Consider the following 26,608-nt stretch of genomic DNA (forward strand, 5'->3'; position numbering starts at 1 on the left):
TTTATAAATCTATTATAGCTTTTTTTAAGATTTTAGCCTATACTGTAACTAAGTGTTTAGGGGGTAATTATATGAATAAGTTTGAGAAAAATGTTCAGTCAAAGAATAATGACGTTATCGATGCAGGTCTGGCTTTCGTAGTTGGATTTGTAGCACTTACTGTCATTTATATTATTCCGCAAGTATTCGCTATTATCGCTGGATAAGATGCGTTGATCAGGGCCGGCTATCCGGCTCTTTTTTTATGTCTTTTTTTAAACACTCATCTTGATCAGGCGCTAGTTTTGCACGGATACATATTGTATCATGATTTATACTAAACTCCACCATTCCGAGAGTATTTGTGCCTAGAATTCTAGTGTCTCTGAGTCTTTCTGTCACACTGTCGTGAGGATGTCCGTAACGATTATTCTCACCTGCAGATATTAAAGATATTACCGGATTGACTTCATTTTTAAATTCTTCTCCTGTCGATGTATCACTGCCGTGGTGCCCCACTTTTAAAATATCACTTTTTAAATTGTAGTGTTTAATAAGATTCTTTTCTGTACTAAGACCTATATCACCAGTAAATAATACCGAGAAACGATTTAACTGCACCTGCAGCACAACAGACTGTTCGTTTGAATCAGCTTCAGTTTCAGGAAGCTGCAGATGACTAAATTGTATATCCCCTGTTTGAAAAGAGTCCAACTGACTGCTGTCGACAATCATATTTCTGATTTCGGGTTCGAGCTCAGCTGCCCATTCATCAAACTTCACATCTTGTGTATTCATAATAATATTTCCGGTTTTCTTTTTATTAACGACATGTATCACTTCCCCGCTGTGATCGATATCAAGATGACTGATAATGATTAAATCGATAAAATCTATACCCTGCTCTTTTAAATACGGCAGCAGTGTTTTTTCACTGAGTTTAATTCTGTTTTCATCAAGCTGAAATTCTCCGCCTGTGTCAATCAGCACCGTTTTATAATTGCGGTGGTCCTGTATTACAAAAGCATCTCCCTGGCCGACGTCCACCATTGTTACAGTAAACTGCTTATTAAACTCCTGATGATTTATTACAAGTACAGCTGTGAAGATAAGAATAGACAAGGCAATTTTTTTAAACTTGAAAAACAGTGCATGTAACGTCATACGGTATGTAATAAATAAAAGTATAATCAAAGATAAGACTGACAAATTTTTAATAGGCAGACGGTGTTTAAAATTATCAGCTATTAAGTAAATCAGACACTTTATGAAAGTAGAAATCCATTGATATATTTCATCGATAAAAGGCGGGAAATAGAATAAGTTCAGTACATTAAAAATAATAATCCCAGGGAAAATTATAAAAGAAAACAAAGGTACAAAAACAATATTTAAAATCAGGCCGCTGATACTTACTTCATTAAAGTGAATCAGAATAATAGCCAATGTTGAAAGTTCACTGATTACAGTAACTAAAATCAGCTGAATAAAACCGCTGTACTGCATAAACAGTGGCCGTGTCAGCAGTATAAAGTACGTTGTAACATATGAGAGCTGAAAACCCGCGTGAAACATTACGTAAGGATTGATCAGAAGCTGGATAATCGCGCTTAAAGAAATAATTGCCAAATACGGTTTCTTTTTAAAAAATGAGCTGATTAACAAAAGCACACCCATAAAAACTGCACGAAGCACACTTGGAGAGAAAAAATTCAAGCACAAAAAGAGGATAAGAGATAGAATAATTAATATTTTTATAGTATTTAAGGGCAGTTTAAAAAACTTTAATACTGCAAATATAACTGCTGATAAAAATGCGACATGTGTACCTGAAATGACATAGAGGTGATAAATCCCAAGTTTCTGCAGAGCATCAAAAAAATCAGAACTTATATAATTTTTATTGCCGACTGATAAAGTCAGCATATCAAATTTGTAATCATATTCAGTCGCACTCAGTACTTTTATCATGTAGCTGTGGCGTAATTTATTAAATACCTGCTGCAGGGTTAAATCAGCAGGCAGACAATTTAAAGCTGCAGCATTGTCTACATATATCCTGCCTGAGAGTTCATTAATCTGCAGTGACTGCACGCCGTCTTTCTTTATAAAATTACGCTGCTCACTTGGAATTTTAACCGGTAAGATACCGCTGCACTTATAGCCGATGGGAATGGCTGCTTCTTGTGCTTCGTCATATAATTCATATTTCTTCCCTTTATTTGATACCAGGTAGTGGATGCTGTCTGTATAATATTTATAGCCGTCAATCGTTATATCATGCAGCGTATCTTCAGCTAAATCATTGTCAGCTGTGTAATATACATAAGCAGATAAAACAGCAACAGCTGTCAGTGCAAATTTAAAAAACAAGCTGCAGTGTTTTAAATAACAGCTGTAGAGTAAAATGGCATAAAAAAATAAGCCCATCACTGGACTTATAATTATTGTACTTCCTGTTACGATCGCTATAAAACTGTAAAATAAAATCACTGTACCGACTCAAAATAAGAATTAATTGTACCGCTGTCCAGTTCGATTAATTCATAATGGACATTATTTTTATCAAGCAGTTCTATAGCGTATGGATGGTTTTTATAATCCGCACGATAATAAATGTTTTTTATGCCCGCCTGAATCAGCGATTTAGTACAGTTGATACACGGAAAATGTGTCACATATACTGACGCGCCTTCTGTCGATACACCAAACTTCGAACATTGAAGCAGTCCGTTTATTTCAGCATGTATCGTTCTGATACAGTGACCGTCTTCTACGTAGCAGCCCTCGTCTATACAATGTACTTCGCCGGATACTGAGCCGTTATAGCCCCCGGCTATAATCCGATTGTCTTTGACGATAGTCGCACCGACACTCAGTCGTTCACATGTCGAACGGAGCGACAAAAGCATCGCTTGAGCCATAAAGTATTCATGCCAATTAATTCTCATACTGCCACCTCAGTTTATTGTGATATACGGTTTAAGATTTTCAAATGTTTTGTCACCGATACCCGGTATATTTTTTATTTCTTCCAGTGTCGTAAATAGGCCCTGTTCTTCCCGGTAAGTTAAAATTGCCTGAGCTTTTTTCTCACCGATACCGTTTAGAGTGGTTAATTCAGCTATACTTGCTGTATTAATGTTAACCTGACCCGCTGCAACATTTTCTTTAGCAGCTGTGCTGAATGTTTTTACTGCAGTTTCATCATCAATTTCACCTTCATAAGGAATATAAACAACCATCTCATCTGTCAGTTTTGCCGACTGATTGACAGTTAACAGATCAGCATTCTCACTTAAGACAGCAACATCGAGAACATTCTTTACTCTGGCGTCAGCCGGGAGTTCATAAACACCCGGTGAGACGACCGCACCTTTTACTTCGACAAACACTGTAGTTGGCAGCTCAGGCGGTTCAGCAGCTGATTCTGATATATCCTCAGTATCTTCGCTGTATTCAAAACTCAGCGTCTCTTCAGGCTGATTGATAAAGCTCACCAATAAATACGTAAAAACTATCAAACCCGCTGCAATCGCTAATACATAATACTTATACTGATTTAAAAATGATTTTATATCCATGCCTGTTCCTCCTATAAAAAGTACCTCTCATACTATATATAGGGAAAAACGGCGTTTTATTTTTTTTTCGTACAAGTTAATTTATAAACTTGTATTTTTCAAAAAATTATTTCTTTACAATGTAAAAGTTTCTTTCAGCTACTTCTGTTATAACATTAGAAGTATCAAAGTCACTGAAACTTTTATCAATCGTAAAGCCGGCATCAATTATCATTTTTAATATTTCACTATGTTTATATGTTTGCTGATAATGAGTTTCTTCGTACTTTCTGTACAAATCTGCTGATTCTTTAATGAAAAATGTCAATTCATGCCAAACACTGAGTGCGTGTTCGCCGGGAATCGTTTGCCAGTTATAAAAAATATCGTCCGTGCTGTCGCTGTACAATTCATAATTAAAATCATTCAGCATTTTATGTTCGGTATGAACATCAAACAAAAATGTTCCCCCGTCATTTAAATGATTTCGGACATTTTTAAGCACTTGCATAAATTCAGCCTGGGATGGTGCATAGTTCAGCACATCAGCGGTTGCGATGATTAAATCAAATGATTCGTTTAAGTCCATCGTAATCATATCAGCGAGAATATATTCACTGGACGGATCATTTACTTTTGCAGTATTAATCATCCCCTGTGAATTATCGATACCGAGTTTTCGCGCGGCATCAATTTGTTTTAACACCTCACCGGTGCCTGCACCGATATCGAGTACTGAAGAGCTTTCGCCTTTCACTTCGGTAATAATATCAAGCCACAAATTATACGGCATATCATAATTTAAAATATCGTATACTTTGGCGAATGTTTTGTATTCGCTAGCCTCCAATAGTATCACCGGCATCTTTAAATAAACGTTCTAAATTATAATATTCGCGCTCCGGTTTTAAGAATATATGAACGATAACATCGCCGACATCACAAAGAATCCATTTCCCCTGCTTTTGTCCCTCAATTTTTATATCCAGACCATTTTTATGTGCAGTATCTCTGACTTCATCACTGATAGCCTGAGCCTGACGCTCAGAATTACCGTGGCAGATAATAAAGTAATCCGTTACCGGACTCGTTTCTTTTACATTATATATTTTTATATCAGCCGCGCGCTTGTCATCGCAAGCTTCAGCCATTAGTTCCATTAATTCTTTACTGTGCATCCTGTCACCCCTTAGCCATATTGTAATAATTAAGACATTCAATTGTCTTGTGGTAAATTGTCTGATCTTTATTAAGCAGATGTCTAACATTTGCTTTTGTAATTGTATACACTGCCAGATCAAGTTTTTTTTCTGTAAATACTATATCTCTAATTTCATCAACACCGGGCTGGGTGCGTTTTGGTTCAATATAATCTGCAGTAAAGATAATTTTTTCAATTATCCCCATTTCTTTAGCACCGGAAGTATGATGCGCGATCGCTTTTAAAACTTCCGAATCAGTATAATTAAACTTGTTCTTTATTTTGACTGCTGCGATCGGACCGTGCAGCACTTCAGTTTTATACTCCAGCAATTCCGGATCGAGCTGTTCATTTGTGACTGTCTGGTACATTTTACCAAGCTCATCATATTTAGAATAATCGTGCAGAATTCCTGCCAAATAACATTTGTCGGGATCAGCTTTAAAAATTTCTGCCATTTTTAAAGCGGTTTCTGCCACGCGTTCACAATGTTTAAATCTTTTTTTGGGTAGTTTTTCTTCTGCTACTTTTAAAGCCTCTTTACGTTTCATATAATCGCTGCTCCTTAATGTATCCGTACACATTTTCATGCATTAAGTGCCTGACTTCAGTATTTGATTTCAGCCTTTGTCTAATCAGTGAAGATGAGACTTCTACTATATTCGTACTCAGTTTTATAAAAGGTGCAGTGACCTCATATAATTTATCATCTCTGTCCAGTACGACAAATGTAGCAAGTTCATGCAGTTCATCTGACCGTGACCATTGATCAAAGGCCAGAAAGTGATCTGTACCAATGATAAAATACAAATCATCCTCCGGATATTTCTCTTTCAAATATGTCAGTGTATCAAAAGTATACGTTACGTGATGCTGATCAAGTTCATATGTGTCTATCGTAACAAAATCATAATCTTCCACTGCGGTTTTAAGCATCTTTAAACGATGCGTGTTGTTCGTTCTTGCATCGGTTTTTAATGGTGAGATAAAGGTCGGTATAATAATAATCTTATCGAGATTCAGTCCGATATAAGATTCAACGAAGGCATTGACATGTCCGTTATGAACCGGATCAAAAGTACCACCGAAAATACCTATTTTCATGGCAGTGTAATTTCTTTGTTATCCTTCGATTCTCTGTACAGCACAATAGTATTACCCATTACCTGGACCAGTTCTGCATCAGTCGCACTGATGAGTGATTCCACGATAGAATCTTTATCTTCCATACAGTTTTGCAATACCGATACCTTTACCAGTTCGCGTTTTTCAAGTATATCTTCAAATTGGTCTGTAAAACTTTCTGTTACGCCGTTCTTGCCTACTTGAAACAACGGTTTTTCATGATGTGCCAAAGAGCGCAAGTAACGTTTTTGTTTACCAGTTAAAGTCATTATCTTTCCTCCATATAATTTAATAGTGCTTCCTGCACTGCGTGATTGCTGCCTGTTTCACCTGTCCAGATTTGAAATGCATCCAGCGCCTGGTTCACCAGCATGCCAAGCCCGTTTTCACTTTGTTTAAAATAAGTCATAAAAGGCGTTGTTGCCGGATTATATATCAGATCCATGCCCGCAGTCTTGTCATTTATAAATGCGGGATCCAAATTCATTATCTCAAATACATCTTCACCCTTTAAGCCCAATGGTGTTGCATTAATTACAGCATCGTAAGTGCCGCCTTTAAATTCAGTATTCAACACTGCTGTAAAATCATCACTTTTAAAAGTTTTAAAACTGTCTGACCGTCTCGCGACTATCGTCACATCATCGCCGTTATCAGCGTGTGCTCTGTGAACAGCTTTAGCAGCACCGCCGGCACCGAGAATGAGCACTCTCCGCTCAGCTTGTCCAAAAGCACTGTTAAAAGCCTTCATATAGCCTGTGACATCTGTATTGTAACCGTAATATTTTCCGTCCACTATATGAACCGTGTTAACTGCACCTATTTTTTTTGCTTCGGGCGCAATGTCGTCCATATACTGCATAATTTCTTCTTTATGAGGCACTGTGACATTAAAACCGTTAAGTTCAGATTCTGCTGCGACCGCTTTAATTGTTTCGAGCGATTCAGGAGCGATCTCAAGCGCCTGATATGAATCATTCATATTGAGTGCTTTAAAATTTGCCTCGTGAATCAGCGGTGACAATGTATGACTTAAAGGATAGCCAATGACAACATAATTCAATATTACTGCACCCCTTTAAATATAGTAGAACGCACTGAAACATTAACACCTTTCGGTACAGTTACGGTAACTTTTGCCTGTTTAGTAACTGACACAAATGTCAGGCCGCTAATCAAAATATCACTTGCTTCATTCAGCTTAAATTCAAATTTATCATAATTTTGGCTTAAATAAGGCTCATCAATTTCAGGCGGCGCAAGCAGTCCGTTGTAATGTTTATCGTAAAATTCATCAGCATTCTCCGTCTTCGTACGATGTATATTTAAGTGGTGATTGCGGTAAACAGAAAAACTGTTCGAGCCGCCTTCTGTATAATCGACACGCGCCAGATTACCGATAAATAAAGTCTGTTCACTGTTTAACTGGAAAGTTTTTGCTTTGATTTCCTTGTCCGGTGATACATATTTTAAATCTCGTGTTTTGACATAATGTGAAATTTGAGAATCGACGACTATCCCCGGCGTATCGTAGAGTGTCTGAGTATCTCCAAGCGGAATATCAATCATGCCGAGAGTTGTTCCCGGTATGTTGCTCGTCGTAATAACATTTTTCAAACCTGTATTATCTTCCAGAAGTTTGTTGATTAAAGTCGATTTACCTACGTTTGTCGTACCGACAATATAGACATCTTTACCGTCAGCCATGTCACTGATTTTTTTCATCAGGACATCGAGATTTTGCCCTTTTAAGGCACTGATTGCAATAGTATCGTTTGCCGTAATCCCTGCATCTTTAAGCATTTTTTTTGCGCGTTCAACCAGGCGGCTGACATTTGTCGATTTCGGGAATAAGTCCGTTTTATTAATTATAGCCAGTACTTTCTTATCACCGACAATTCGGTTAAACGACGGTATGATACTGCCTTCAAAATCGAATACATCGATGACTTTAACGATCAGGCTGTCCGTTTCATAAAGTGAATTAAGCATTGTTAAAAAGTCACCTGAGTCCACGTTCAGCTCCTGCACTTCATTATAATGTCTTAATCTGTAGCAGCGCTGGCAAATCGGTTCTTCTTTATGAAGTCCGCTTGCTGGAATATAGCCCTCTTCATTTTTATCTTCTGTTTGTAAAATGCTTCCGCATCCGACACATTTAATTTCAGTCACATTAATCCTCCCAGTTAATCATGTTTTTACTTCTAAAGTACTTCATTATAACACGTTCTATTCTGCGGTTTAAGTATGTCGCCCAGCCGTCTTTTTCTTTAACAGGGACAACGAGAATACTGTTTATATTCGCCCGGTTGGCACCGAGGACGTCTGTCATCAGCTGGTCGCCGACCATAATCGTATTTTTCTTTTTTGTACCCAGCAGTTTCAAGCCCTGATGAAAATTACCGAGCATTGGTTTTTTTGCCTCTGCGATATATTCAATGCCATGCGGTTCAGCAAAAGCCGAAACCCTTTTCTTATTACCGTTCGACAGAATAAGCAATTTAATATTAGATTCATTTAAAGTTTTAATCCATTTCAGTACATTATCATCGGCATCTGCTGCATCAAAAGCAACAAGTGTATTATCAAGATCAGTCATGACCGCTTTAATGTTATGTGCTCTTAAAAATTCAGGTGTAATGTCCTCATACCGTTTAACAAAATGACTTGGCAGAAATTTATCTTCTATTATTTTCATACTATCTCCCCGGATATTAAATTCATATATACACAAAAAAAGCACCTTAAAATTAAGGTGCGCATGCTTTACTCGATTATTTCTGAATCTTCTGTGTCAGTTTCAGTAAATACAACGAAACCGATAATAACCGTTATTACAATTGAAAGGATCATTAAAAATAACATAGTAACCTCCACATCACAGTTCTCTTAATAATGATTTTACAACTTCAGACGAATGAACACAAGCTTTCGCTAAAAATTCTTCGTAATTCATATCTGCTGTATCGTCTGCTGAATCACTCATTGAGCGGATGATCACAAACGGTGTATTAAATTGCCAGCATGTCTGAGCGATACTTGAAGATTCCATATCAACACACATCGCGGCTGGAAAATGAGAATATATATTATTTTTTTCTTTGTCGCTGTCTATAAATGAGTCTCCGCTTACAACGAGACCGCTGCCGCCAGAAATTTCTTCATTTAAGGATAAAGCATTCAGGGTCAGTTCAACTAGCTTTGAATCACTTGGATAGACTTCCGGCATGCCCGGCACCTGACCGTATTTATAGCCGAAAGTCGTTGCATCCACGTCGTGATGAATGACTTCTTCAGATACGACCATATCTGTTACTTTTAAGTTTTCACCCATAGCACCGGCGACTCCGGTATTGATTACACATTTGATATCGTAGCGTTCGAGTAAAAGTGCAGTAATTATACTGGCATTCACTTTACCGATACCGGACTGGACAAGAACAATATCCTGCCCTTCCAGTCTGCCGATATATGCCTTTGCATGTGCAATCTGTTCCTCTTTATTAATAAACATCGCACTTTTCAGAAGTTCAACTTCCGGTTCCATTGCACCGATGATGCCGACAGCCTGCTTAGTCAATTTTAACAATCTTCACTTTCATTTCGCCGCCGTTAGGCAATGCTACTTTAACTTCATCTTTAAGTTTGGCACCAAGTAATGACTGCGCCATTGGTGATTCATTTGAAATTTTCCCTTCAAATGGATCTGCTTCTGCACTGCCGACAATTTGGTAAGATTCTTCATCGCCGTCTGGAATTTCTTTAAAAGTGATTGTTTTACCTAGTGAAACAGTATTATTATCACCTGTATCTTCAATAATTACTGCGTGTCTGATCATTTCTTCGATTTTAGTAATCTCTTTTTCTACGAAGCCCTGTTCGTCTTTCGCTGCATCGTACTCAGAGTTCTCAGAAAGATCTCCGAAACTGCGGGCAACTTTAATTTTTTCTACAACTTCCGGTCTTTTTACTGTTTTTAACTCTTCTAAATCTACATGAAGCTGATCAAAGCCAGCTTGAGTCATTGGGTATTCTTTTTTGTTTTCCATCGTAAATCCTCCGTTATTTAAATTACTTCTAATATTATTATTCGTTAATCAGCGAGCGTATTTTAGTTGTGATAATGTCTATCGCCACCATGTTTTCGCCGCCTTCTGGAATGATTATATCACTGAAGCGTTTAGTCGGTTCGATAAACTGCAGGTGCATTGGACGAACAACAGACAGATACTGTTCAATTACGGAATCAAGTGATCTGCCGCGTTCTTTAATATCTCTGCTGAGCCGGCGCAGAATTCGAATATCAGAATCCGTATCGACGTACAGTTTTACATCCATAAGATCTCTGAGTGTTTCGTTTTCAAGCGCAAAAATGCCTTCAATTATAATCACTTCTTTTGGCTCAACTGTAATCGTTTCACTGCTTCTCGTATGATTTGCATAGTCATATGTCGGAATATCGATTGTTTCACGGTTCATTAACTGCTTTATATGTTCAATTAATAAATCGTTATCAAAAGCGAATGGATGATCATAGTTTGTCTCCAGACGTTCGTCCATCGTTTTTTCACTTTGGTCTTTGTAATAGTAGTCCTGTTCAATCAGCACTATACTGTGACCTTCTAATGATTCCATAATTTTTCTCGTCACTGAAGTTTTTCCTGAACCGGATCCTCCAGCTATACCGATAATTGTCGGCTTGTCCATTTTGCTACACACCCTTAGTAAATTACCAGCAAGCCGTCGCCGACATTTAAAAATGACGTCGAATACTCGCTGTCTTTCATGGCCTGGTTAAAATTTCTAACCTTGTCACGCAGTTTTCTTTTGTTTCTGTTTTCAACATTATCATCTGTTATGAGGCCCCGGACAAATATATTATCAACGATAATTAAAGCATCATCAGTTAAATATTCTTTGTATTTATCAAAAAACAGCTGATTATTACCCTTTGAAGCATCAATAAAAAGAAAATCAAAACGCCCGTCTTTTAAATCAACTTCTTTGGCATCCGCTAAAATCGCAGTAATTTTATTTGAAAAACCGGCTGCATTAATATTATCTTTTGCAAGATTATGACTGGCTTCATCTTTTTCTATTGTCGTCACATGCACACCGTCAGCTGCACTTGCAAAATGCAATGCACTGTATCCAATTGCAGTACCAATTTCAAGTATGTTTTTTGCACCTTTAATCTGAATGTATTGTTTCACTACATTTAGTGCATCACTGTCAATAACCGGCACGCGGTTTTCCAGCGCATACCGGTGAATAGCAGGGAACAGTTCTTCCATTGTATTTAAATCTCTTACATATTTTATAAGTTCCATATCTAATCACCATATACAAAAAATACAACTGATAACAATAGTTATCAGTTGTTAGTCCATTACAAAAGATAGTACCATATTCAAGCACTTTTGAAAAGTGCTTATTGCTGGCTGTCTATATATTCTTCTCTGTTAGCGAGATGTTCCTCATAAGTTTCAGCAAAGTGGTTATTCCCTTCACTGTCAGCTAGGAAGTAATAGTAATTCGTATCTGATGGATTCATCGTACTCTGCAGCGATTCCTGACCCGGTGCCGCAATCGGTCCCGGTGTTAATCCGCTGTGCAGATATGTGTTGTACGGGTCTTCTACTTCCAAGTCCTCATATAAGACAACATCCTGGTGCTGACCGAGTGCATAAAGCACTGTCGGGTCTGTCTGCAGAGGCATGGCCGGGTTGACAGACATGCGATTTAAAAACACACTCGCAATGCGTGAACGGTCTGCCAGAGATGTCGCCTCTTCTTCTATTAGAGAAGAGAACGTTAAGAATTCATGGAAAGTCAATGCTCTGTTTTCACCTTCATAATCAATTGCGTACTCAGGCACTGACGTAAACAGGCTGTAACTGTTTGCTTCGGTCGCATTCAGCATATCTCTGATCAGCTGTTTTAAATCAGGTTCTTCTGTCGTAATGTCATACGTTGCTGGATATAAATAACCTTCCAGCGGATATTTGATATCTTCTGCTAATATTTCATCAGTCAGCATCTCAGGATATTCGCTGATCAGTTCTTTAATAAATTCATCATCGTCCATTAATGCCATGAAATCATCTGCTGAAACCGGCAGATTGTTTTCAAGCTGCAGGCCGATTTCTTCCACAGTATAGCCTTCCGGCACCGTTACACGGTGAAGGACTTCCTGATATACAGTTCCCGATTCAAGCGTTCTGGCAATCTGTTCAAAGTCCATTGCCGGTGACATCTGATAAGTACCCGCCTGATAACTGGAAATACTGTTTAAACGTAAATATAATTCAAACATCGTACCATTTTTTACTATGCCTTCTTCTTCAAGAATATCTCCGATATCACCTGCAGAATAACCCTGGTCGATCGACAGCTCAACTGTTTCTGTAGAATCTTCGTCCACCGGCTGCAATCCGCTTCTTATGTACAAAAAAGCAGATATAATACCAATAATTAGAACAATAACCAAAGCCAGGACGATAAACAGAGTCAGGTACGATGAGACATTTTTAGAAAATCTGACGTCGTCGTATTTACTCATATGTTTCTCCTATCTGAAAAAATAGCTTCCAATATAAAATTGGAAGCTCAAGTATTTTTACTCGTCGTAGTCATCCATTTGTGTGTTAACTACTTCTTCAATCATGTCCCATTCATCATCTGTTTCAACCGGTAAGAATTTACCGCCGTCACCGTCTTCGTCAGGAACGTTAATCATCGGAATCAGTTCTATATCTTCTTCATCATCACTGAAGTTTCCTTCTTCTGCTAAGATGACGTAGTTTTTATCGAAATCCGGGTGGTAAAACTCCAGCATCTTACGATAAAGTACTTCAGAACCATCCTCATCATAAAGTGTCAGCAGTTCTTCTTCTTTGTTAAATTCAGTGTTTTCTTCGCTCATTGTTATGCTCCTTTGTGGGGTTATCCAAGTACCCCTGTAATATAAATACCGCTGCCATCTTGTCGATGACTGCTTTTCGTTTCTTGCGTGATAAATCAGCTTCCAGCAGCGATCTTTCCGCTGCAACTGTACTCAGACGCTCATCCCACAGAGTAATTTTAACATCTGTGAGTTCAAGCGCAAGTAATTTGGCAAAATACTGAGATCTCTCACCGCTTTCACCGATGGAGTTGTTCATATTTTTAGGCAGTCCGACGACGATTGTGTCCACATCATTTGCTCTTGCAATTTCTACAACCTGATCGATGCCGTAATCACCTTGCGGTGTATTTATTTTAAGCGTTGTCAGTCCTTGAGCTGTCCATCCGAGTGCATCGCTTAAAGCTACACCTATCGTTTTAGTTCCTACATCCAGCCCGAGAATTCTAACCATTTATCTCTTTTGTTACATAGTTTTTAACCAGGACTTCCATAATCTCGTCACGTTCGACATGGCGAATCTGATTCCGTGCTTCGTTATGGCGCGGAATGTATGCGGGATCTCCGCTTTGAAGATATCCGACAATCTGGTTAACAGGATTATAACCGCGCTCTTCCAGCGTTTTATAGACATTTGTGAGCACTGCTTTTACGTTTTCTTCCTTCCGTTCATCAACACTGAACTTCATTGTTTTATCGAACTGGTCCACAAAAAGCACTCCTATTCCTACTTCTGTATTTATAATCAATTATAACATTTTAAAAATACTAAAGAAAATCTTTAATATATTCGTCAACAAATTGTAATGCTGCTGTTATACTCTCGATATTTGTTCCGCCGCCCTGGGCCATATCCGGTCTGCCGCCGCCTTTACCGCCGACAATATTCGCCATGCCTTTCATAATATCTCCGGCACGCACTTTATCTGTCAACGCTTTTGGCACTGTGACGACCAGAGAAACCTTATCCCCTGTTACAGCGGCAAGCGCTACAATTGAATCTTGATTTTGTGATTTAATTAAGTCCATTTGTGCACGCAGATCTTTGCCGTCTTCTGCCTCTACTTCTTTTCTAATCACCTGTACGCCGTTCACTTCAGTTGTCGCATCACTTAAATCATTGAGCTGTGATTGCTGCAGTTCTTTTTTCAACTTGTCGTAATCGTGCTGCAATGCTTTTTTATCTTCGAGCAGCTGATCAACTTTATGTTCAACATTGCTGATTTTAGCTTTAACTTTGCCTGCAATATTTTCAAGTGCCAGTTCACTCTCTTTGTACAGGTCCGCAGCATATTTGCTGGTTACTGCTTCGATGCGGCGTATACCTGCACCGATACCATTTTCAGAAACGATCTTAAAGAGTCCGATATCCGACGTATTTCTCACGTGTATACCTCCGCACAGTTCTACGGAATACTGATCGATATCGACGACGCGAACAATGTCGCCGTATTTTTCTCCAAAGAGTGCCATTGCCCCTTTTTCTTTCGCTTGATCAATTGGCATTTCCTCGATTGTTACATTCAGTCCCGCATAAATTTTTTCGTTTACGATGTTTTCAATTTCTGTCAACTCATCATTAGTTAATGACTCTAAATGCGAGAAGTCAAAACGCAGACGTTCTGCCTGTACTAGTGAACCTGCCTGATTGGCATGTTCACCGATAACATCTTTTAATGCCTGGTGCATCAGGTGAGTTGCAGTGTGGTTTTTCATAACAAAACGGCGTTTTTCACTATTCACTTTAAGAGTGTAGCTTTCTCCGCTCTGAATTACACCCTCAATGACACGGATAACGTGAACATTTTGACCATTCGGCGCTTTATAAACATAATCCACTTCTGCTGTTCCATGAGCATTTGAAATGATGCCTGTATCTGCAATTTGTCCGCCGCTCTCTGCATAGAAAGGTGTTTCTTTAAAGATAACTTCAGCCGGATTTTCACCGCTGTACTCCTGAACGATTTCATCATCTGACACTATAAAGCGCAATTCACTGTCACCCTCTGTATTCTCGTAACCCGTAAAGACACTCGGTTCTGTAATACTGTGGAAGGTTTCAGACTGAACCTGCATGGAGTCCCCAGATTTCCTTGCATCTCTGGCACGCTGTTTCTGTGCTGTCATTTCTTCGTTAAAAGCCGACTCATCTACAGTCAGCCCGTCAAGTGCAGCATATTCAACTGTCAATTCATAAGGAAAACCATAAGTGTCGTACAGTTTAAAAGCATCTTTACCTGAAATTATTTTATCTCCGGCAGCCGCTTGATCACGCAACCCCTGATAGATTTTAATCCCATCGTCCAGCGTTGTCAGGAATCGTTCTTCTTCACCTTTCACGACGTCTTTAATGAATGATGTTTTCTCTTTCACATTCGGATAAAATCCGCCCATCACTTCAGCAACTACATCGACCAGGCGGTACATGAATGCTTCCTTAATATTTAAATCCTTGCTGAAACGCACGGCACGGCGGATTAATCTGCGGAGAACATAACCCCGTCCTTCATTTGACGGCAGCGCGCCGTCAGCTATTGCAAATGATACGGTTCTGATATGGTCTGAGATAACTTTAAATGCAGTATCCAGTGCATCTGATACGCCATATTTTTGTCCGCTGACTGTTTCAATTTCTCTTATAATCGGCGTAAATAAATCCGTATCGAAGTTCGTCTTCGCATCCTGGATGACGCTCGTTATTCTTTCAAGACCCATGCCGGTATCAATGTTCTGTTTGGGGAGGGGTGTGTAGCTGCCGTCCTTATTATGGTTGAATTCACTGAATACCAGATTCCAAATTTCAAGATAGCGTTCGTTTTCTCCGCCCGGATACATTTCTTCAGCCGGTGTTACGGTATCGTATGCCTCACCCCGGTCGTAAAATATCTCACTGTTTGGCCCGCATGGTCCTTCACCGATATCCCAGAAGTTACCTTCGATTCTAATAATGCGTGATTCATCGAGTCCGATAACATCTTTCCAAATATTTAGCGCGTCATTATCTTCAGGATGAACAGTGACATAGAGCAGGTCCTTATCAAAACCTATCCATTGATCATCCGTTAAAAATTCCCAGGCGCGGATAATTGCCTCTTCTTTAAAATAATTGCCGATAGAAAAGTTTCCGAGCATTTCAAAGAATGTATGGTGACGTGCTGTAAATCCGACATTTTCAATATCGTTAGTGCGAATGGCTTTTTGTGCATTGACTATACGCGGATTTTCAGGGACGACCCGGCCGTCAAAATATTTTTTTAATGTAGCTACACCTGAATTGATCCAAAGCAGTGAATCGTCATCGATCGGCACGAGGGGCGCACTCGGTTCAACCATGTGATCATGCGCTTTAAAATAATCTAAAAACATTTGACGTATTTCATTACCAGTTAATTTTTTCATTATCATCACTCCTGTAATTTATATAAAATAATACAAAAAAACCGCCCCTTAACAAAGGGACGATTGCTACCGCGGTACCACCCAAATTATGACAAAGTCATCACTTTAGTATATTTTCACCTGACTGAAAAGCAGCACATGAACAGATAATCATTGTTTTCACCAGCCACAATGTCTCTTAAATTTATTATCTGCACATTCAAAATTTCAGCTTGAATTCATTCCAATTATAATTTTTTAATCATCGGGTGTCAACAAATTCGTAAGGTGTAACTGTATCCATACCAATCATCGGATCCACTGTCATATTTTCTATCATTTCTTCTGTCAGATAATCGGGCAGTTCTGCTGGTTCTGTTTCGTAGACTTGGCAGTATTTTTGTAAAAACTGCTGCAGCATCGTGTTTCTCGGAATACCTTCTCGTTTAATCGCACTGTAGAATGCATTTTCGTCGCCGCAAATGATGAGCGATTCTTTAGCTCGGGTAATTCCTGTATACACAATATTTTTCATCAGCATATGATAGTAGCTTGAAACAATCGGCATAATTACAATCGGGTACTCGCTGCCCTGAGCCTTATGGATACTCGTACAATACGCATGGGAAAGTTCAGTCAAATCGCTTCTTTCATAGGCAATTTTTACATTGTCATAATCGACAATCAGTGTATCCTTATCGACGTCATCTGTATCTTTAAAATAAATATTATCGATAATACCTGAATCTCCATTAAAAATATTATCTTCCGTCCGGTTAATCAGCTGGATGACCTTATCATCTGTACGATATACTTTATCGCCAAATTCTATCTCTTTTTTACCATCTGCTTCTGGATTTAAAATCCGCTGCAGTAGCTGATTTAAGTTATTAATTCCCGCAGGTCCTCTGTAGATCGGTGCAAGCACTTGAATATCCCGCATATCGTAACCTTTGTCCACTGCTTTTGAAACGAGTGTATCAACGACTTCTGCAATTTGATTAGTCCCCGCAGGGATAAACAGCCTGTCTTTAAACTTGTCGTTTATATTCATGGGTACTCCGTTATCGATATCGTAAGCGAGCTTAACGATTGATGAGCCTTCACCCTGACGGTAAACAGTGTCTAAAATAGTTGTTTTGATAACACCTGAACCAATTAAATCTTTGAAGACTGTCCCTGGTCCGACGGAGGGCAGCTGGGCACTGTCACCGACGAAGACAAGCTTAGTATGCGGCATCACATTTTGCATGAACTGATAAAACAGCCATGTGTCGACCATTGACATCTCGTCGACGATAATGAGTTCCGCTTCAATCTCGTTATCGATAATATCATCAACTGCTGTATCCTGACCCCAGCCAATCAATCTGTGTATCGTACTTGCTTCAATACCTGACGTATCTGCCATCCGCTTCGATGCACGTCCGGTCGGCGCTACGAGTTTAATTGGATAATTTTTCGGTTCGTAAGAATCATAGTCCTCATATTCAAAAATTTCCTGATATAAAGTAATAATTCCTTTAACGATTGTTGTTTTCCCAGTTCCCGGCCCGCCGGTAATTATCGATACTTTTTCTGTCAGTGCATTTAATATTGCATGGCGCTGATTATCGTTATAGCCGATACTTAAAGACTTTTCGATCGATTGGATTACATCTTTTGCCTTATCCAGATCAATTTCATCTGGATTATCCCTTAGAATATGACTCAGTTTTTCTGCCGATTTATGTTCTGAGTAATAGATATTCGGCAAAGTGACCCGGTCTTCAGTAATAATCAGCTTTTTATTTAAGGCCAGCTGTTCAACAGCCACTGATACATCTTCCTGACTAAAATACTCGGCGGCATTATTTAAACGTTCCAGCGTTTTATCCTGTAGTTCCATGTACATAATATAAGTGTGGCCGATACTGGAAATTTCGTCATTCAGCGTATACATGACACCCGCAACGAGCCGTTCCGGATCGCTTGGTTCAATACCGGCATTAATGGCAATCTGATCCGCTTTCTTAAAGCCGATGCCAAAAATATCACTGACCAGCTGGTAAGGATGATTTTGAAGTACATTCAGCGTATCTTCTTTATATGTATCGATAATTTTTGACCGTTTTGACGGTTCAATATTTAATTTAATCATTAGTAGATATGCTTCGTCTGCGGCATTGGAACTGCGGACTGTTTCAGTTATCTGCAGTTTTTTTGCTTTAGTTAAACCGCTTACGTCATTTAAAGCATTATCATCCTTAGTAATTTTACTTAAAGCATCCAGGCCGAGCGCCTCGACGATCTTTTCAGCTGTTTTCGTGCCGATACCCGGAAATTTATCGCTGGAGAAATACTGTACGAGCCCCTGGCTCGTATTCGGTATTTCTTTTTTAAATTCAGATGCACTGAATTGCTCGCCAAAACGTGCATGCTGAGTCACTTTGCCCGTAAATTTATAGCGTTCAGATTCTTCAATATCATGAAAATGACCGGTAACAATCGCATCTTCTTTAAACTGGGTATTCGTTTTCTCCACAGTAACACGAAGCACATGAAACCGCGTATCTTCACTCATGAAGATAACACGGTCTACATCGCCAATTATATAAAGTTCATCATATATAGATGTCTGTGCATCATGTGCCATATTGATCTACTCCAGCTCTTCAAATTTTTTTAGTGCATGATGGGCTAAATGATGGTCGGGCTGTATCGCTGCTGCTTTTCTAAAGTGTTCACGTGCCGACTGAACATCCTCATTTTTCATATAAACAGCTAGGCCAAGATTGTATTCTGCATCTGCGTGATCTGTCTTTTCTGTTACTGATTTCAAAAGCTTGACAGCCGGTTCATACTGTTCCAGCTGACACAGTGTTAAGCCGTAGAGAAAACTGATATCCGTATCTTCCGGACGGCTGTTATGTGCAGTTTCAAAAAATGGAATACTCATTAAAAAGTCGCCGCTGTTATGATAAGAACGGGCAATCATCATATTTAAATCCCCGTCTTCATGATGCTTATCGTATACATTTAAGTACAATGTCAAAGCTTCTTTATAACGTTCTGCATTAAAATATAAGTTGGCAAGAGTATAGCAGGCACTGAAACTGTTCGGTTCAAGTACGAGCGCCTGCTGCAGGAAGCGTTCAGCTTCTTCCACTTTGCCAATTGTGCTTAAGACGACCGCACCATTAATATAATGCGTTTCATCGTCAGGGTTTTCATCAATCGTTTTAAAAATTAATTCCAGCGCTTTTTCATAGTCTTTATTTTCAATATACTTTTGATATGAAAACATTAGGCTAAGTACTCCAGCACTTCGTTATTTCTTAATACAGTATCGATTGTTGCACCGCCGATGACCCGGTCGCCATCGTAGAGGACAACTGCTTGTCCCGGAGTGACTGCACTCGCGCTGTCATATGAAATTTCAAGCTGGTCGTCGCCAGTGACTTTCACAGTAACCGGCACATCTTTTTGACGGTATCTGAATTTAGCAGTACATTCAAATGTTTCAGGCATAGGATTGATAAAATTCACTTCGCTGGCAAGAAGACTCGTAGACAGCAGCGCTTCGTGGTTATCCCCTTGTACGACGTACAGCTCATTCGTTTCCAGGTTTTTACCTGCAACGAAATAAGGACCGCCGTCCCCGCCGATTCCAAGACCCTGGCGCTGTCCGATTGTGTAATACATCAGACCGTCATGCGCGCCTTTGTCTTCCCCTGTTTCCATGTTGATCATACGGCCTGGATTGGCAGGAAGATAAGTGCTGAGGAATGTTTTAAAGTCCCTTTCGCCGATAAAGCAAATTCCCGTAGAATCTTTTTTATCTTTTGTTGCTAAATCGTATTTATGAGCCAATTCACGCACTTCAGGCTTTTCTAAATGTCCGAGCGGGAATAAAACTCTTGATAACTGTTCTTTAGTCAGCTGGTTTAAAAAGTAAGTCTGATCCTTGTTGTTATCGACACCGCGGAGCATTTCTACATTCTCACCGTCGTGAGTTACACGGGCATAATGTCCTGTTGCCACGTAGTCCGCTCCAAGTTTCATTGCATGGTCTAAAAATGCTTTAAATTTAATTTCCTTGTTGCACATTACGTCAGGGTTCGGTGTCCGCCCTTTTTTATACTCATCGAGAAAATATTGGAACACACGGTCATGATACTCTTTTTCAAAGTTTACAGAATAATAAGGAATGCCGATTTCTTCTGCGACCAGTCTCACATCTTCGTAATCTTCAGTTGCAGTACATACTCCAAATTCATCTGTATCATCCCAGTTTTTCATAAATATACCAACGACATTGTAGCCCTGATCGAGCAGCAGTTTCGCAGTCACTGAGGAATCAACGCCTCCGCTCATCCCAACGACTACTGTCGTATCTTTATTCGTCATTATAAATCTTCCTCTCTTAATTAAATAAATCCTTGGTCTTTTAATTTTGTATATATACTTTTAAGCTTTTCTGCAATAAATGTCATATCGTCTTCAGTCAGTTCTTTAGAGAAACTGAATCGTATGGAGCGTCTCGCTCTGTCTTCAGAGTACATCGCCTGTATGACATGCGACGGCACTACAGTCCCTGCGTTGCAGGCAGAACCGCCCGAAGCGTATATTCCTGCCATATCCATAGCTGTCAGCAAATATTCCGATGTCGTCCACGGGAAGTACAGATTAACGATGTGATTCGTCTGAAAAGCAGTGCTGCCATTAATTTCAAACGGCACTTCCTGTGTTTGTAATTCACTGATTAATTTTTCTTTCAATGCTTTAAGCACTTTTGTATTTTCTTCCCGCTTCTCTTCTGCCTGAGTCATCGCCAGACTCATAGCGTGGGCATAAAGTGTGTTCTCTGTTCCCGCACGGCGTTCTTTTTCCTGGGAACCTCCGGTCATTATTCGATTCAGATGGGTATTCTGTTTGATAAATAATAAACCGATTCCTTTAGGTGCATGAAGCTTATGGCCGCTTAAAGTCAGAAAGTCACAGCCGAGTGACTTAGTGCTGATTTTAAGCTGCCGGAATGCTTGGACAGCATCGACATGAAGGAGTGCATTACTTTCAGAGACTGCTTTTCTTATTTCTTCCATCGGCTGAATTGTGCCTGTTTCATTATTAACCATAATAATCGAAACAAGTTTCGTTCTTTCACTCAAAGCATCTTGAAGATCTTCTATGCTGATTTGTCCATGCTCATTAACATCTAAATATGTCACGTCTGCATAGTCTTCCATCGCCTGATAAGTTTCTTTTACAGAAGCATGTTCAACAGACGTCGTAATAATATGCGGTCTCTCATAATAAGACACAATACCGCGGATGACCATATTATTCGCTTCAGTGGCGCTGCCTGTGAACACTATTTCATCCGGCTTTGCCTCAATCAGCTCAGCTGCATTTTTGCGTGATTTCTCATAAAATGCCTTACCTTCTTTACCGATTCTGTGAATGCTTGACGGATTGCCGAATTTATCAGCATTGTCGAGCATACTTTTTAATATTTCCTTATCTACAGGTGTCGTGGCTGCGTAATCCACATATATTGACATGTTATCCCTACCCATCATCTACTTTTAATTCTTATAGATTTTACCACGTTCAGGCAGATATTTATACTTTTCTGTTTGAGTATTAGAGAATACTATATGATAAATAAAATTCATGGAGGTTTCAAGATGGCAAAACAATTAAATATATCAGTGCTTAATTTAGTGCCTGTCAGAGAAGGCTCTGATGCAACTGGTGCTTTTAAAGATATGATCACACTTGCAAAACATGTCGACGGCACATCTTATCAGAGGTACTGGATTTCTGAACACCATAACATGGTATCAATCGCATCCAGCGCAACACGCCAGCTGATTCAGCATATTTTACAAAACACTGAACATATACGTGCCGGCAGCGGCGGTGTGATGCTGCCCAATCATTCGCCTTACATCGTTGCAGAAGAGTTTGGCACTTTACATGCTATTTTCGGCGACCGTCTCGATCTCGGTCTGGGGCGTGCACCGGGTACAGATATGATGACGGCCAGTGCCATTCGCCGCAATAACCACGACGGTGTTTTTTCTTTCAGTGATGAAATCGAGGAGCTGCAGAGATATTTATCAAATTCAGGCACTTCTCTCATCGCATATCCCGGCAATAACACCCATATCCCGCTATACGTACTCGGCTCATCTACGGATTCAGCTCATATTGCGGCAAAGCTGGGGCTGCCCTATGCATTTGCTGCCCACTTTGCACCGGCTCAAATGAAAGATGCTTTTACGATCTATGAAGCTGACTTTAAACCCAGTAAACAGCTGCAACACCCATATAAAATGGTGTCTAATAACGTAATCCTCGCTGACACTAAAGAACAAGCAGAATATATTGCAACAACACACTATCAAAATATTCTCGGCATGTTCAGAAATAATCGCCAGCTGCTGCAGCCGCCTATTGATTCCATGGAGGGCATCTGGTCACCACGTGAAAAAAATGCCATTCACAGTCAGTTCCCGCTGCAGTTCTTAGGAACAAAAGACGATGCAGTCAAACATCTTCGGGACTTCCAGACAGCATTTGATGTCGACGAAATTATTGCTGCTGCTTATATTTACGATATGGATGCTCTATTAAAGTCTTATGATTTATTTGAAGACGCTGTGAAAGAATATAATGAACAGAATAGCTAGAAATTAAAATCACCCGGCTTTCGTCTCTATTGAGAAACAGCCGGGTGATTGTTGCTGATTATTCTTTTTTTCCGTCTTTTGTATAGGCAATGACAGAAGATGATTTGTTATTAGCAATCTCTTCAGCACGCTCTAAAGCATCGGTTTTATATTTATACGTCCCTGCGGCGCGTTCAGCTTTAACAGACTTTACTGACCATTCTTCTTTATCATCATCGTATGAAACAACAACATCTTCATCAAGAAGGTCAGGATTTGTATCACTCGTATCGTGAGAATCATTTTTTGACGGATTTTTTTCTTCATCAAATGCTTTCAATTCTTCTTCAGATGCAGACTCGTACCATTCTTTACCTTGTGAAATGGCAATCGGTATCGCCCGGTCTTCACTATATCCGCCGTCCAGCAGCGCATTTGCAATATCGATCATCTTTTTTCTTTTCAATGCGTCAAAGTTTTTTAGAGAATCCGGATAATCCTGCATATTCCAAGCCATATTATCAGCCCTCTTCAGCTTAAATTATGATTCTTTAATTGTTTTCCCTTTATAAGTGCGGCTAAACTCAAGATTTAGTATATACACTGACAATTTCATGATGGACATTGTCTATCATTTTTAAGTTTTCCAGGACGGAATCAAGTTCAGACTCTTCGGCGAGTGTCAGCACCGTCGGCCCTGCACCGCTGATTACCGTAGCTACTGCACCTGCACTTAGAGCTGTCGTTTTAATCTCATCAAATTCTTTAATTAAAGGCTGACGGTACGGTTCATGGAAACTGTCTTTCATCATGAGTTCCCCCATCAGCTTATAGTCTTTGTTCTGCAAGGCTAAAATCATCACATTAGCTAAAGCATTTTCAGAGACTGCTTCGTCCCTCGTATAAGCATTTGGCAGTACATCTCTCGCTTCTTCGGTATTGATTTCATATTCTGGAACACTGACAATTAAACCGATATCGTCGAGGTTTAAATGATAGTAATGCAGCTCGCCATTGCCGTAATATCCGACAAATGCACCGCCCGTAATACACGGCCCGATATTATCCGGATGACCTTCGATGATACAGCCGAGCCGGACTTTATCGTAATCGCTTAAATTTAAATCCAGAAAATGATCAGCCAGTTCAATACCGGCAACGATTGCACTGGATGACGAACCGAGACCGTGAGATAGAGGAATTTCACTCTGCATTTCAATATGCATTGGCGGCAAGTCCTTACCGTATCTTTTTGCAATACTCCTCGCCGTTTTAAAAACGAGATTTGATTCATCAGACGGCAAAACGGATAAAGAAAAATCTTTAAACGTCACTTCAAAAGTGTCTGCTAAATTCGCATCAATGTATAAGAACTTATTTACCGCGACGCCGATAGAATCAAAGCCCAGTCCAAAATTAGCACTCGATGCTGGTATTTTCAATGATAAATCTGCCATATTACTGTCCTAAACTTTCGATATAATCGATAATCGCCTGCTCATCAAGCGGCAATTTCTTCGGCTGGTCGAGTGCAACTTCCATTGCAGTATCCGGGTCTTTTAAACCATTGCCCGTTAATACCGCAACAACTGTTGCACCTTTTTTAATGCTGCCATTTGCCACTGATTTAATCACACCCGCCAGTGAAGCTGCTGAACCGGGTTCACAGAAGACACCTTCAGTCGATGCCACTTTTTTATACGCTGATAAAATCTCTTCATCCGTTACTGAATCTATAATACCGCCGGACTCATCCCGAGCCGCTTCTGCTTTTTTCCAGCTGGCCGGATTGCCGATTCGGATAGCAGTACCTACAGTTTCCGGCTGTTCGATCACTTTTCCTTTGACGATCGCCGCGGCACCTTCTGCTTCAAATCCATACATTTTAGGCAGCTCTGAACCTTTTTTTTCATTGTATTCTTTAAATCCTTTCCAGTATGCAGCTATATTGGCTGCGTTGCCGACCGGAATACATAAATAATCAGGCGCCTTATTTAAAGTATCTACTATTTCAAATGATGCTGTTTTTTGACATTCAATACGGTAAGGATTTAATGAGTTAACCAGTTCAATACCATCGCTGTCTTCAGAAATTTTCCTGACAATTTTCAAAGCATCGTCAAAGTTGCCGTCAATTGTAATTGTTTTGGCCCCTGCCATCATGGCCTGTGTCACTTTACCAAGTGCCACTTTGCCTTCAGGCAGTACAACGATTGAATTTAACCCCGCACGTGCTGCATAGGCTGATGCTGCGGCAGATGTATTTCCTGTCGACGCACAAATTACAGTATGCGCCCCTTCTTCTTTTGCTTTTGCAACAGCCAGCACCATACCCCGGTCTTTAAATGAACCTGTGGGATTCAGCCCTTCAAATTTAGCATGCAGCTCGATGCCCAGTTCTTCAGATAACTTCTCAAGTTTAATTAATGGCGTATTTCCTTCGTATAGTGTCAAATTTGGTGTATTGTCATTCACCGGTAAATACTCTTTATATTCTTCTAAAACACCCTGCCATGCCATTATTATTCAGCTCCATTTATTTTATACACTGCTTCAACTGCAAGTGCATCTTTAATATTTTTAAGTTCTGCTTCATTGATTTTAACTGTTTTTACTGCTGTTTCAGCTGTACTAATAATATCAAATTGAATATCTTCCGATGCTAAATACGCTTCTGTTTCACTTAAATGTGCGTTAAAGCGAATGTAATACGCGCTGTCTGCTTTCTCTTCTGTCTTCAACCCGTATTCTTCGGGGCGGACACTGCATTCTGACTTTACAGTTACGCTGTTGATCATATCGCTGACAACCGCAGATGCTGTTTCGTAGCCGCCGGCTCCCGGACCGTAAAACATCGCTTCTTTAATCATATTACCGTTAACGAATACAGCATTTTTTTCATAATGCACGTTTGCAAGCTGATGTTTTGTACTGACAAATATCGGTTCAACAGCCAGGTGATATTTATTCTCTATTTCTTCAGCTACACCCAGCAGTTTTAATGTTAAACCAGCATTTTCAGCTAATTTAATATCTTTAATATCTACAGCTGAAATTCCTGTTAAATCTACATCTTCTAATTTAAACTTTTTATTAAATGCTAGTCTTGCTAAGAGCAGTGTTTTTCTGGCTGCATCGATTCCTTCGACATCAGCAGTCGGATCTGCTTCTGCATAACCGATTGCCTGTGCTTCTTTTAAAGCATCCTGATAAGTCCATCCGTCGAATGTCATTTTCGATAAAATATAATTCGTCGTCCCGTTTAAAATCCCCATAACCTTACTGATTTTATTTGCATTCAGACTGTGCTGCATCGTGTGGATAATCGGGATTCCTCCTGCGACGGCTGCTTCATAATACAAATGGCTCTGATGTTTGTGTGCAGTGCCTTCCAGCTCGTCAATATGAATCGCCAGCATATCTTTATTTGCGGTCACGACAGGAATACCACGGCTTAAAAATGAATGAATAACATCCTTCGTGCTGTCAATACCGCCCATCACTTCAACTGCAAGATCGATGTCCGCATTTTGGATTTCATTTATATCATCGGTCACTCGAATGCCCGATACATCAGCGTTTCTGGTTTTTTCGGTGTTTGAAACCAGAATGTGGGTAATGGTAAAGTTCACCCCTGATGATGAATGTATCAAGTCTTCGTTTTCTCTCAGCAGATTAATGACACCTGTACCTACTGTGCCCAAACCGAGTAAAGCAATTTTTTTATTCATAGTGACCTCCAATATTGTTAGTATGAATACTCATATTAGAGCGGTTTGCAAAAAATTTCAAGAGATTATTC

General features: G+C 39.7%; 30 protein-coding genes. 2 read left to right on the forward strand and 28 right to left on the reverse strand.

All coding sequences use genetic code 11. The features are described from left to right. Positions 1-71: 71 nt before the first annotated feature. Complete coding sequence (locus IEU81_RS02685) at positions 72-206, forward strand: YqzM family protein (protein ID WP_092594459.1); 135 nt, start codon at positions 72-74, stop codon at positions 204-206. 10 nt (positions 207-216) lie between these two features. On the opposite strand, the gene IEU81_RS02690 is transcribed toward IEU81_RS02685, so the two are convergent. From IEU81_RS02690 to IEU81_RS02805, 24 genes are all read right to left on the reverse strand, one after another. Beyond that, positions 217-2,409, reverse strand: coding sequence for a DNA internalization-related competence protein ComEC/Rec2 (locus IEU81_RS02690; protein WP_186090162.1), 2,193 nt, complete (start codon positions 2,407-2,409; stop codon positions 217-219). Between the two features lie 59 nt (positions 2,410-2,468). Next, positions 2,469-2,930, reverse strand: coding sequence for a ComE operon protein 2 (locus IEU81_RS02695; protein WP_092594455.1), 462 nt, complete (start codon positions 2,928-2,930; stop codon positions 2,469-2,471). A 9-nt stretch (positions 2,931-2,939) separates the two neighbouring features. Next, a complete protein-coding gene (locus tag IEU81_RS02700; RefSeq protein ID WP_092594453.1) occupies positions 2,940-3,563 on the reverse strand; it encodes a ComEA family DNA-binding protein in 624 nt (207 codons plus the stop codon). A gap of 106 nt (positions 3,564-3,669) precedes the next feature. Beyond that, complete coding sequence (locus IEU81_RS02705) at positions 3,670-4,392, reverse strand: class I SAM-dependent DNA methyltransferase (protein ID WP_176760542.1); 723 nt, start codon at positions 4,390-4,392, stop codon at positions 3,670-3,672. Continuing rightward, on the reverse strand, positions 4,382-4,720 hold the full coding sequence (gene rsfS / locus IEU81_RS02710) for a ribosome silencing factor (RefSeq protein WP_186090163.1): 339 nt from the start codon (positions 4,718-4,720) through the stop codon (positions 4,382-4,384). The genes IEU81_RS02705 and rsfS overlap by 11 nt, the downstream gene beginning before the upstream one ends. A 4-nt stretch (positions 4,721-4,724) precedes the next feature. Next, the gene (gene yqeK, locus IEU81_RS02715) at positions 4,725-5,294 is read right to left on the reverse strand and encodes a bis(5'-nucleosyl)-tetraphosphatase (symmetrical) YqeK (RefSeq protein ID WP_186090165.1); all 570 of its coding nucleotides are present in this window, start codon (positions 5,292-5,294) and stop codon (positions 4,725-4,727) included. Next, positions 5,284-5,847, reverse strand: coding sequence for a nicotinate (nicotinamide) nucleotide adenylyltransferase (nadD, locus tag IEU81_RS02720; RefSeq protein WP_186090167.1), 564 nt, complete (start codon positions 5,845-5,847; stop codon positions 5,284-5,286). The genes yqeK and nadD overlap by 11 nt, the downstream gene beginning before the upstream one ends. After that, positions 5,844-6,137: a ribosome assembly RNA-binding protein YhbY gene (gene yhbY / locus IEU81_RS02725; protein WP_092594443.1), complete on the reverse strand. Its 294-nt coding sequence runs from the start codon at positions 6,135-6,137 to the stop codon at positions 5,844-5,846. Before yhbY ends, nadD begins: the two co-directional genes overlap by 4 nt. Continuing rightward, positions 6,137-6,931 carry a shikimate dehydrogenase gene (gene aroE / locus IEU81_RS02730; protein ID WP_231957149.1) on the reverse strand — a complete coding sequence of 265 codons (795 nt, stop codon included), beginning with the start codon at positions 6,929-6,931 and terminating at the stop codon, positions 6,137-6,139. The genes yhbY and aroE overlap by 1 nt, the downstream gene beginning before the upstream one ends. 2 nt (positions 6,932-6,933) lie before the next feature. Beyond that, positions 6,934-8,040 (reverse strand): ribosome biogenesis GTPase YqeH, encoded by a 1,107-nt coding sequence (yqeH, locus tag IEU81_RS02735; RefSeq protein ID WP_186090169.1) that lies wholly within the window; start codon positions 8,038-8,040, stop codon positions 6,934-6,936. 1 nt (position 8,041) lies between these two features. Continuing rightward, the gene (locus IEU81_RS02740) at positions 8,042-8,566 is read right to left on the reverse strand and encodes a YqeG family HAD IIIA-type phosphatase (RefSeq protein ID WP_092594436.1); all 525 of its coding nucleotides are present in this window, start codon (positions 8,564-8,566) and stop codon (positions 8,042-8,044) included. 180 nt (positions 8,567-8,746) lie between these two features. Beyond that, positions 8,747-9,448 carry a 5'-methylthioadenosine/adenosylhomocysteine nucleosidase gene (locus IEU81_RS02745; RefSeq protein ID WP_231957151.1) on the reverse strand — a complete coding sequence of 234 codons (702 nt, stop codon included), beginning with the start codon at positions 9,446-9,448 and terminating at the stop codon, positions 8,747-8,749. Then, positions 9,441-9,917 carry a transcription elongation factor GreA gene (greA, locus tag IEU81_RS02750; protein WP_092594434.1) on the reverse strand — a complete coding sequence of 159 codons (477 nt, stop codon included), beginning with the start codon at positions 9,915-9,917 and terminating at the stop codon, positions 9,441-9,443. Before greA ends, IEU81_RS02745 begins: the two co-directional genes overlap by 8 nt. A gap of 37 nt (positions 9,918-9,954) precedes the next feature. Continuing rightward, entirely contained in the window at positions 9,955-10,575 is a 621-nt protein-coding gene (gene udk / locus IEU81_RS02755) for a uridine kinase (protein WP_092594432.1), read from the reverse strand. 14 nt (positions 10,576-10,589) lie between these two features. Beyond that, entirely contained in the window at positions 10,590-11,198 is a 609-nt protein-coding gene (locus IEU81_RS02760; RefSeq protein ID WP_092594430.1) for an O-methyltransferase, read from the reverse strand. Positions 11,199-11,299: 101 nt separating this feature from the next. After that, positions 11,300-12,430 carry an endolytic transglycosylase MltG gene (gene mltG / locus IEU81_RS02765; protein ID WP_092594428.1) on the reverse strand — a complete coding sequence of 377 codons (1,131 nt, stop codon included), beginning with the start codon at positions 12,428-12,430 and terminating at the stop codon, positions 11,300-11,302. A gap of 57 nt (positions 12,431-12,487) precedes the next feature. After that, on the reverse strand, positions 12,488-12,793 hold the full coding sequence (locus IEU81_RS02770; protein WP_092594426.1) for a DUF1292 domain-containing protein: 306 nt from the start codon (positions 12,791-12,793) through the stop codon (positions 12,488-12,490). Then, positions 12,774-13,226 (reverse strand): Holliday junction resolvase RuvX, encoded by a 453-nt coding sequence (gene ruvX, locus IEU81_RS02775; protein WP_186090171.1) that lies wholly within the window; start codon positions 13,224-13,226, stop codon positions 12,774-12,776. The genes IEU81_RS02770 and ruvX overlap by 20 nt, the downstream gene beginning before the upstream one ends. Next, positions 13,219-13,482: an IreB family regulatory phosphoprotein gene (locus IEU81_RS02780; RefSeq protein WP_092594422.1), complete on the reverse strand. Its 264-nt coding sequence runs from the start codon at positions 13,480-13,482 to the stop codon at positions 13,219-13,221. Before IEU81_RS02780 ends, ruvX begins: the two co-directional genes overlap by 8 nt. A gap of 58 nt (positions 13,483-13,540) precedes the next feature. Continuing rightward, positions 13,541-16,171, reverse strand: coding sequence for an alanine--tRNA ligase (gene alaS, locus IEU81_RS02785; protein ID WP_092594420.1), 2,631 nt, complete (start codon positions 16,169-16,171; stop codon positions 13,541-13,543). Between the two features lie 241 nt (positions 16,172-16,412). After that, positions 16,413-18,785, reverse strand: a complete 2,373-nt coding sequence (gene recD2 / locus IEU81_RS02790) for an SF1B family DNA helicase RecD2 (RefSeq protein WP_186090172.1) — start codon at positions 18,783-18,785, stop codon at positions 16,413-16,415. A gap of 6 nt (positions 18,786-18,791) precedes the next feature. Further along, positions 18,792-19,436, reverse strand: coding sequence for a tetratricopeptide repeat protein (locus IEU81_RS02795; protein ID WP_092599727.1), 645 nt, complete (start codon positions 19,434-19,436; stop codon positions 18,792-18,794). After that, on the reverse strand, positions 19,436-20,539 hold the full coding sequence (gene mnmA / locus IEU81_RS02800) for a tRNA 2-thiouridine(34) synthase MnmA (RefSeq protein WP_092599730.1): 1,104 nt from the start codon (positions 20,537-20,539) through the stop codon (positions 19,436-19,438). Before mnmA ends, IEU81_RS02795 begins: the two co-directional genes overlap by 1 nt. A gap of 20 nt (positions 20,540-20,559) precedes the next feature. Then, positions 20,560-21,693 carry a cysteine desulfurase family protein gene (locus tag IEU81_RS02805; RefSeq protein ID WP_186090174.1) on the reverse strand — a complete coding sequence of 378 codons (1,134 nt, stop codon included), beginning with the start codon at positions 21,691-21,693 and terminating at the stop codon, positions 20,560-20,562. Positions 21,694-21,819: 126 nt separating this feature from the next. Between IEU81_RS02805 and IEU81_RS02810 the strand changes: the two genes are divergently transcribed. Continuing rightward, entirely contained in the window at positions 21,820-22,827 is a 1,008-nt protein-coding gene (locus IEU81_RS02810; protein WP_186090175.1) for an LLM class flavin-dependent oxidoreductase, read from the forward strand. Positions 22,828-22,885: 58 nt separating this feature from the next. Here IEU81_RS02810 and IEU81_RS02815 read toward each other — a convergent pair whose 3' ends face one another. The 4 genes from IEU81_RS02815 to IEU81_RS02830 form a co-directional block, all read right to left on the reverse strand. After that, a complete protein-coding gene (locus tag IEU81_RS02815; RefSeq protein WP_092599741.1) occupies positions 22,886-23,323 on the reverse strand; it encodes a DUF2188 domain-containing protein in 438 nt (145 codons plus the stop codon). A gap of 67 nt (positions 23,324-23,390) precedes the next feature. Further along, the gene (gene thrB / locus IEU81_RS02820; protein ID WP_186090176.1) at positions 23,391-24,263 is read right to left on the reverse strand and encodes a homoserine kinase; all 873 of its coding nucleotides are present in this window, start codon (positions 24,261-24,263) and stop codon (positions 23,391-23,393) included. Position 24,264: 1 nt separating this feature from the next. Further along, complete coding sequence (gene thrC / locus IEU81_RS02825) at positions 24,265-25,326, reverse strand: threonine synthase (RefSeq protein WP_186090178.1); 1,062 nt, start codon at positions 25,324-25,326, stop codon at positions 24,265-24,267. 2 nt (positions 25,327-25,328) lie between these two features. Next, positions 25,329-26,537, reverse strand: coding sequence for a homoserine dehydrogenase (locus IEU81_RS02830; protein ID WP_186090179.1), 1,209 nt, complete (start codon positions 26,535-26,537; stop codon positions 25,329-25,331). Positions 26,538-26,608: the final 71 nt, after the last annotated feature.

Source organism: Jeotgalicoccus aerolatus (assembly GCF_014635205.1).
Lineage (GTDB): Bacteria > Bacillota > Bacilli > Staphylococcales > Salinicoccaceae > Jeotgalicoccus > Jeotgalicoccus aerolatus.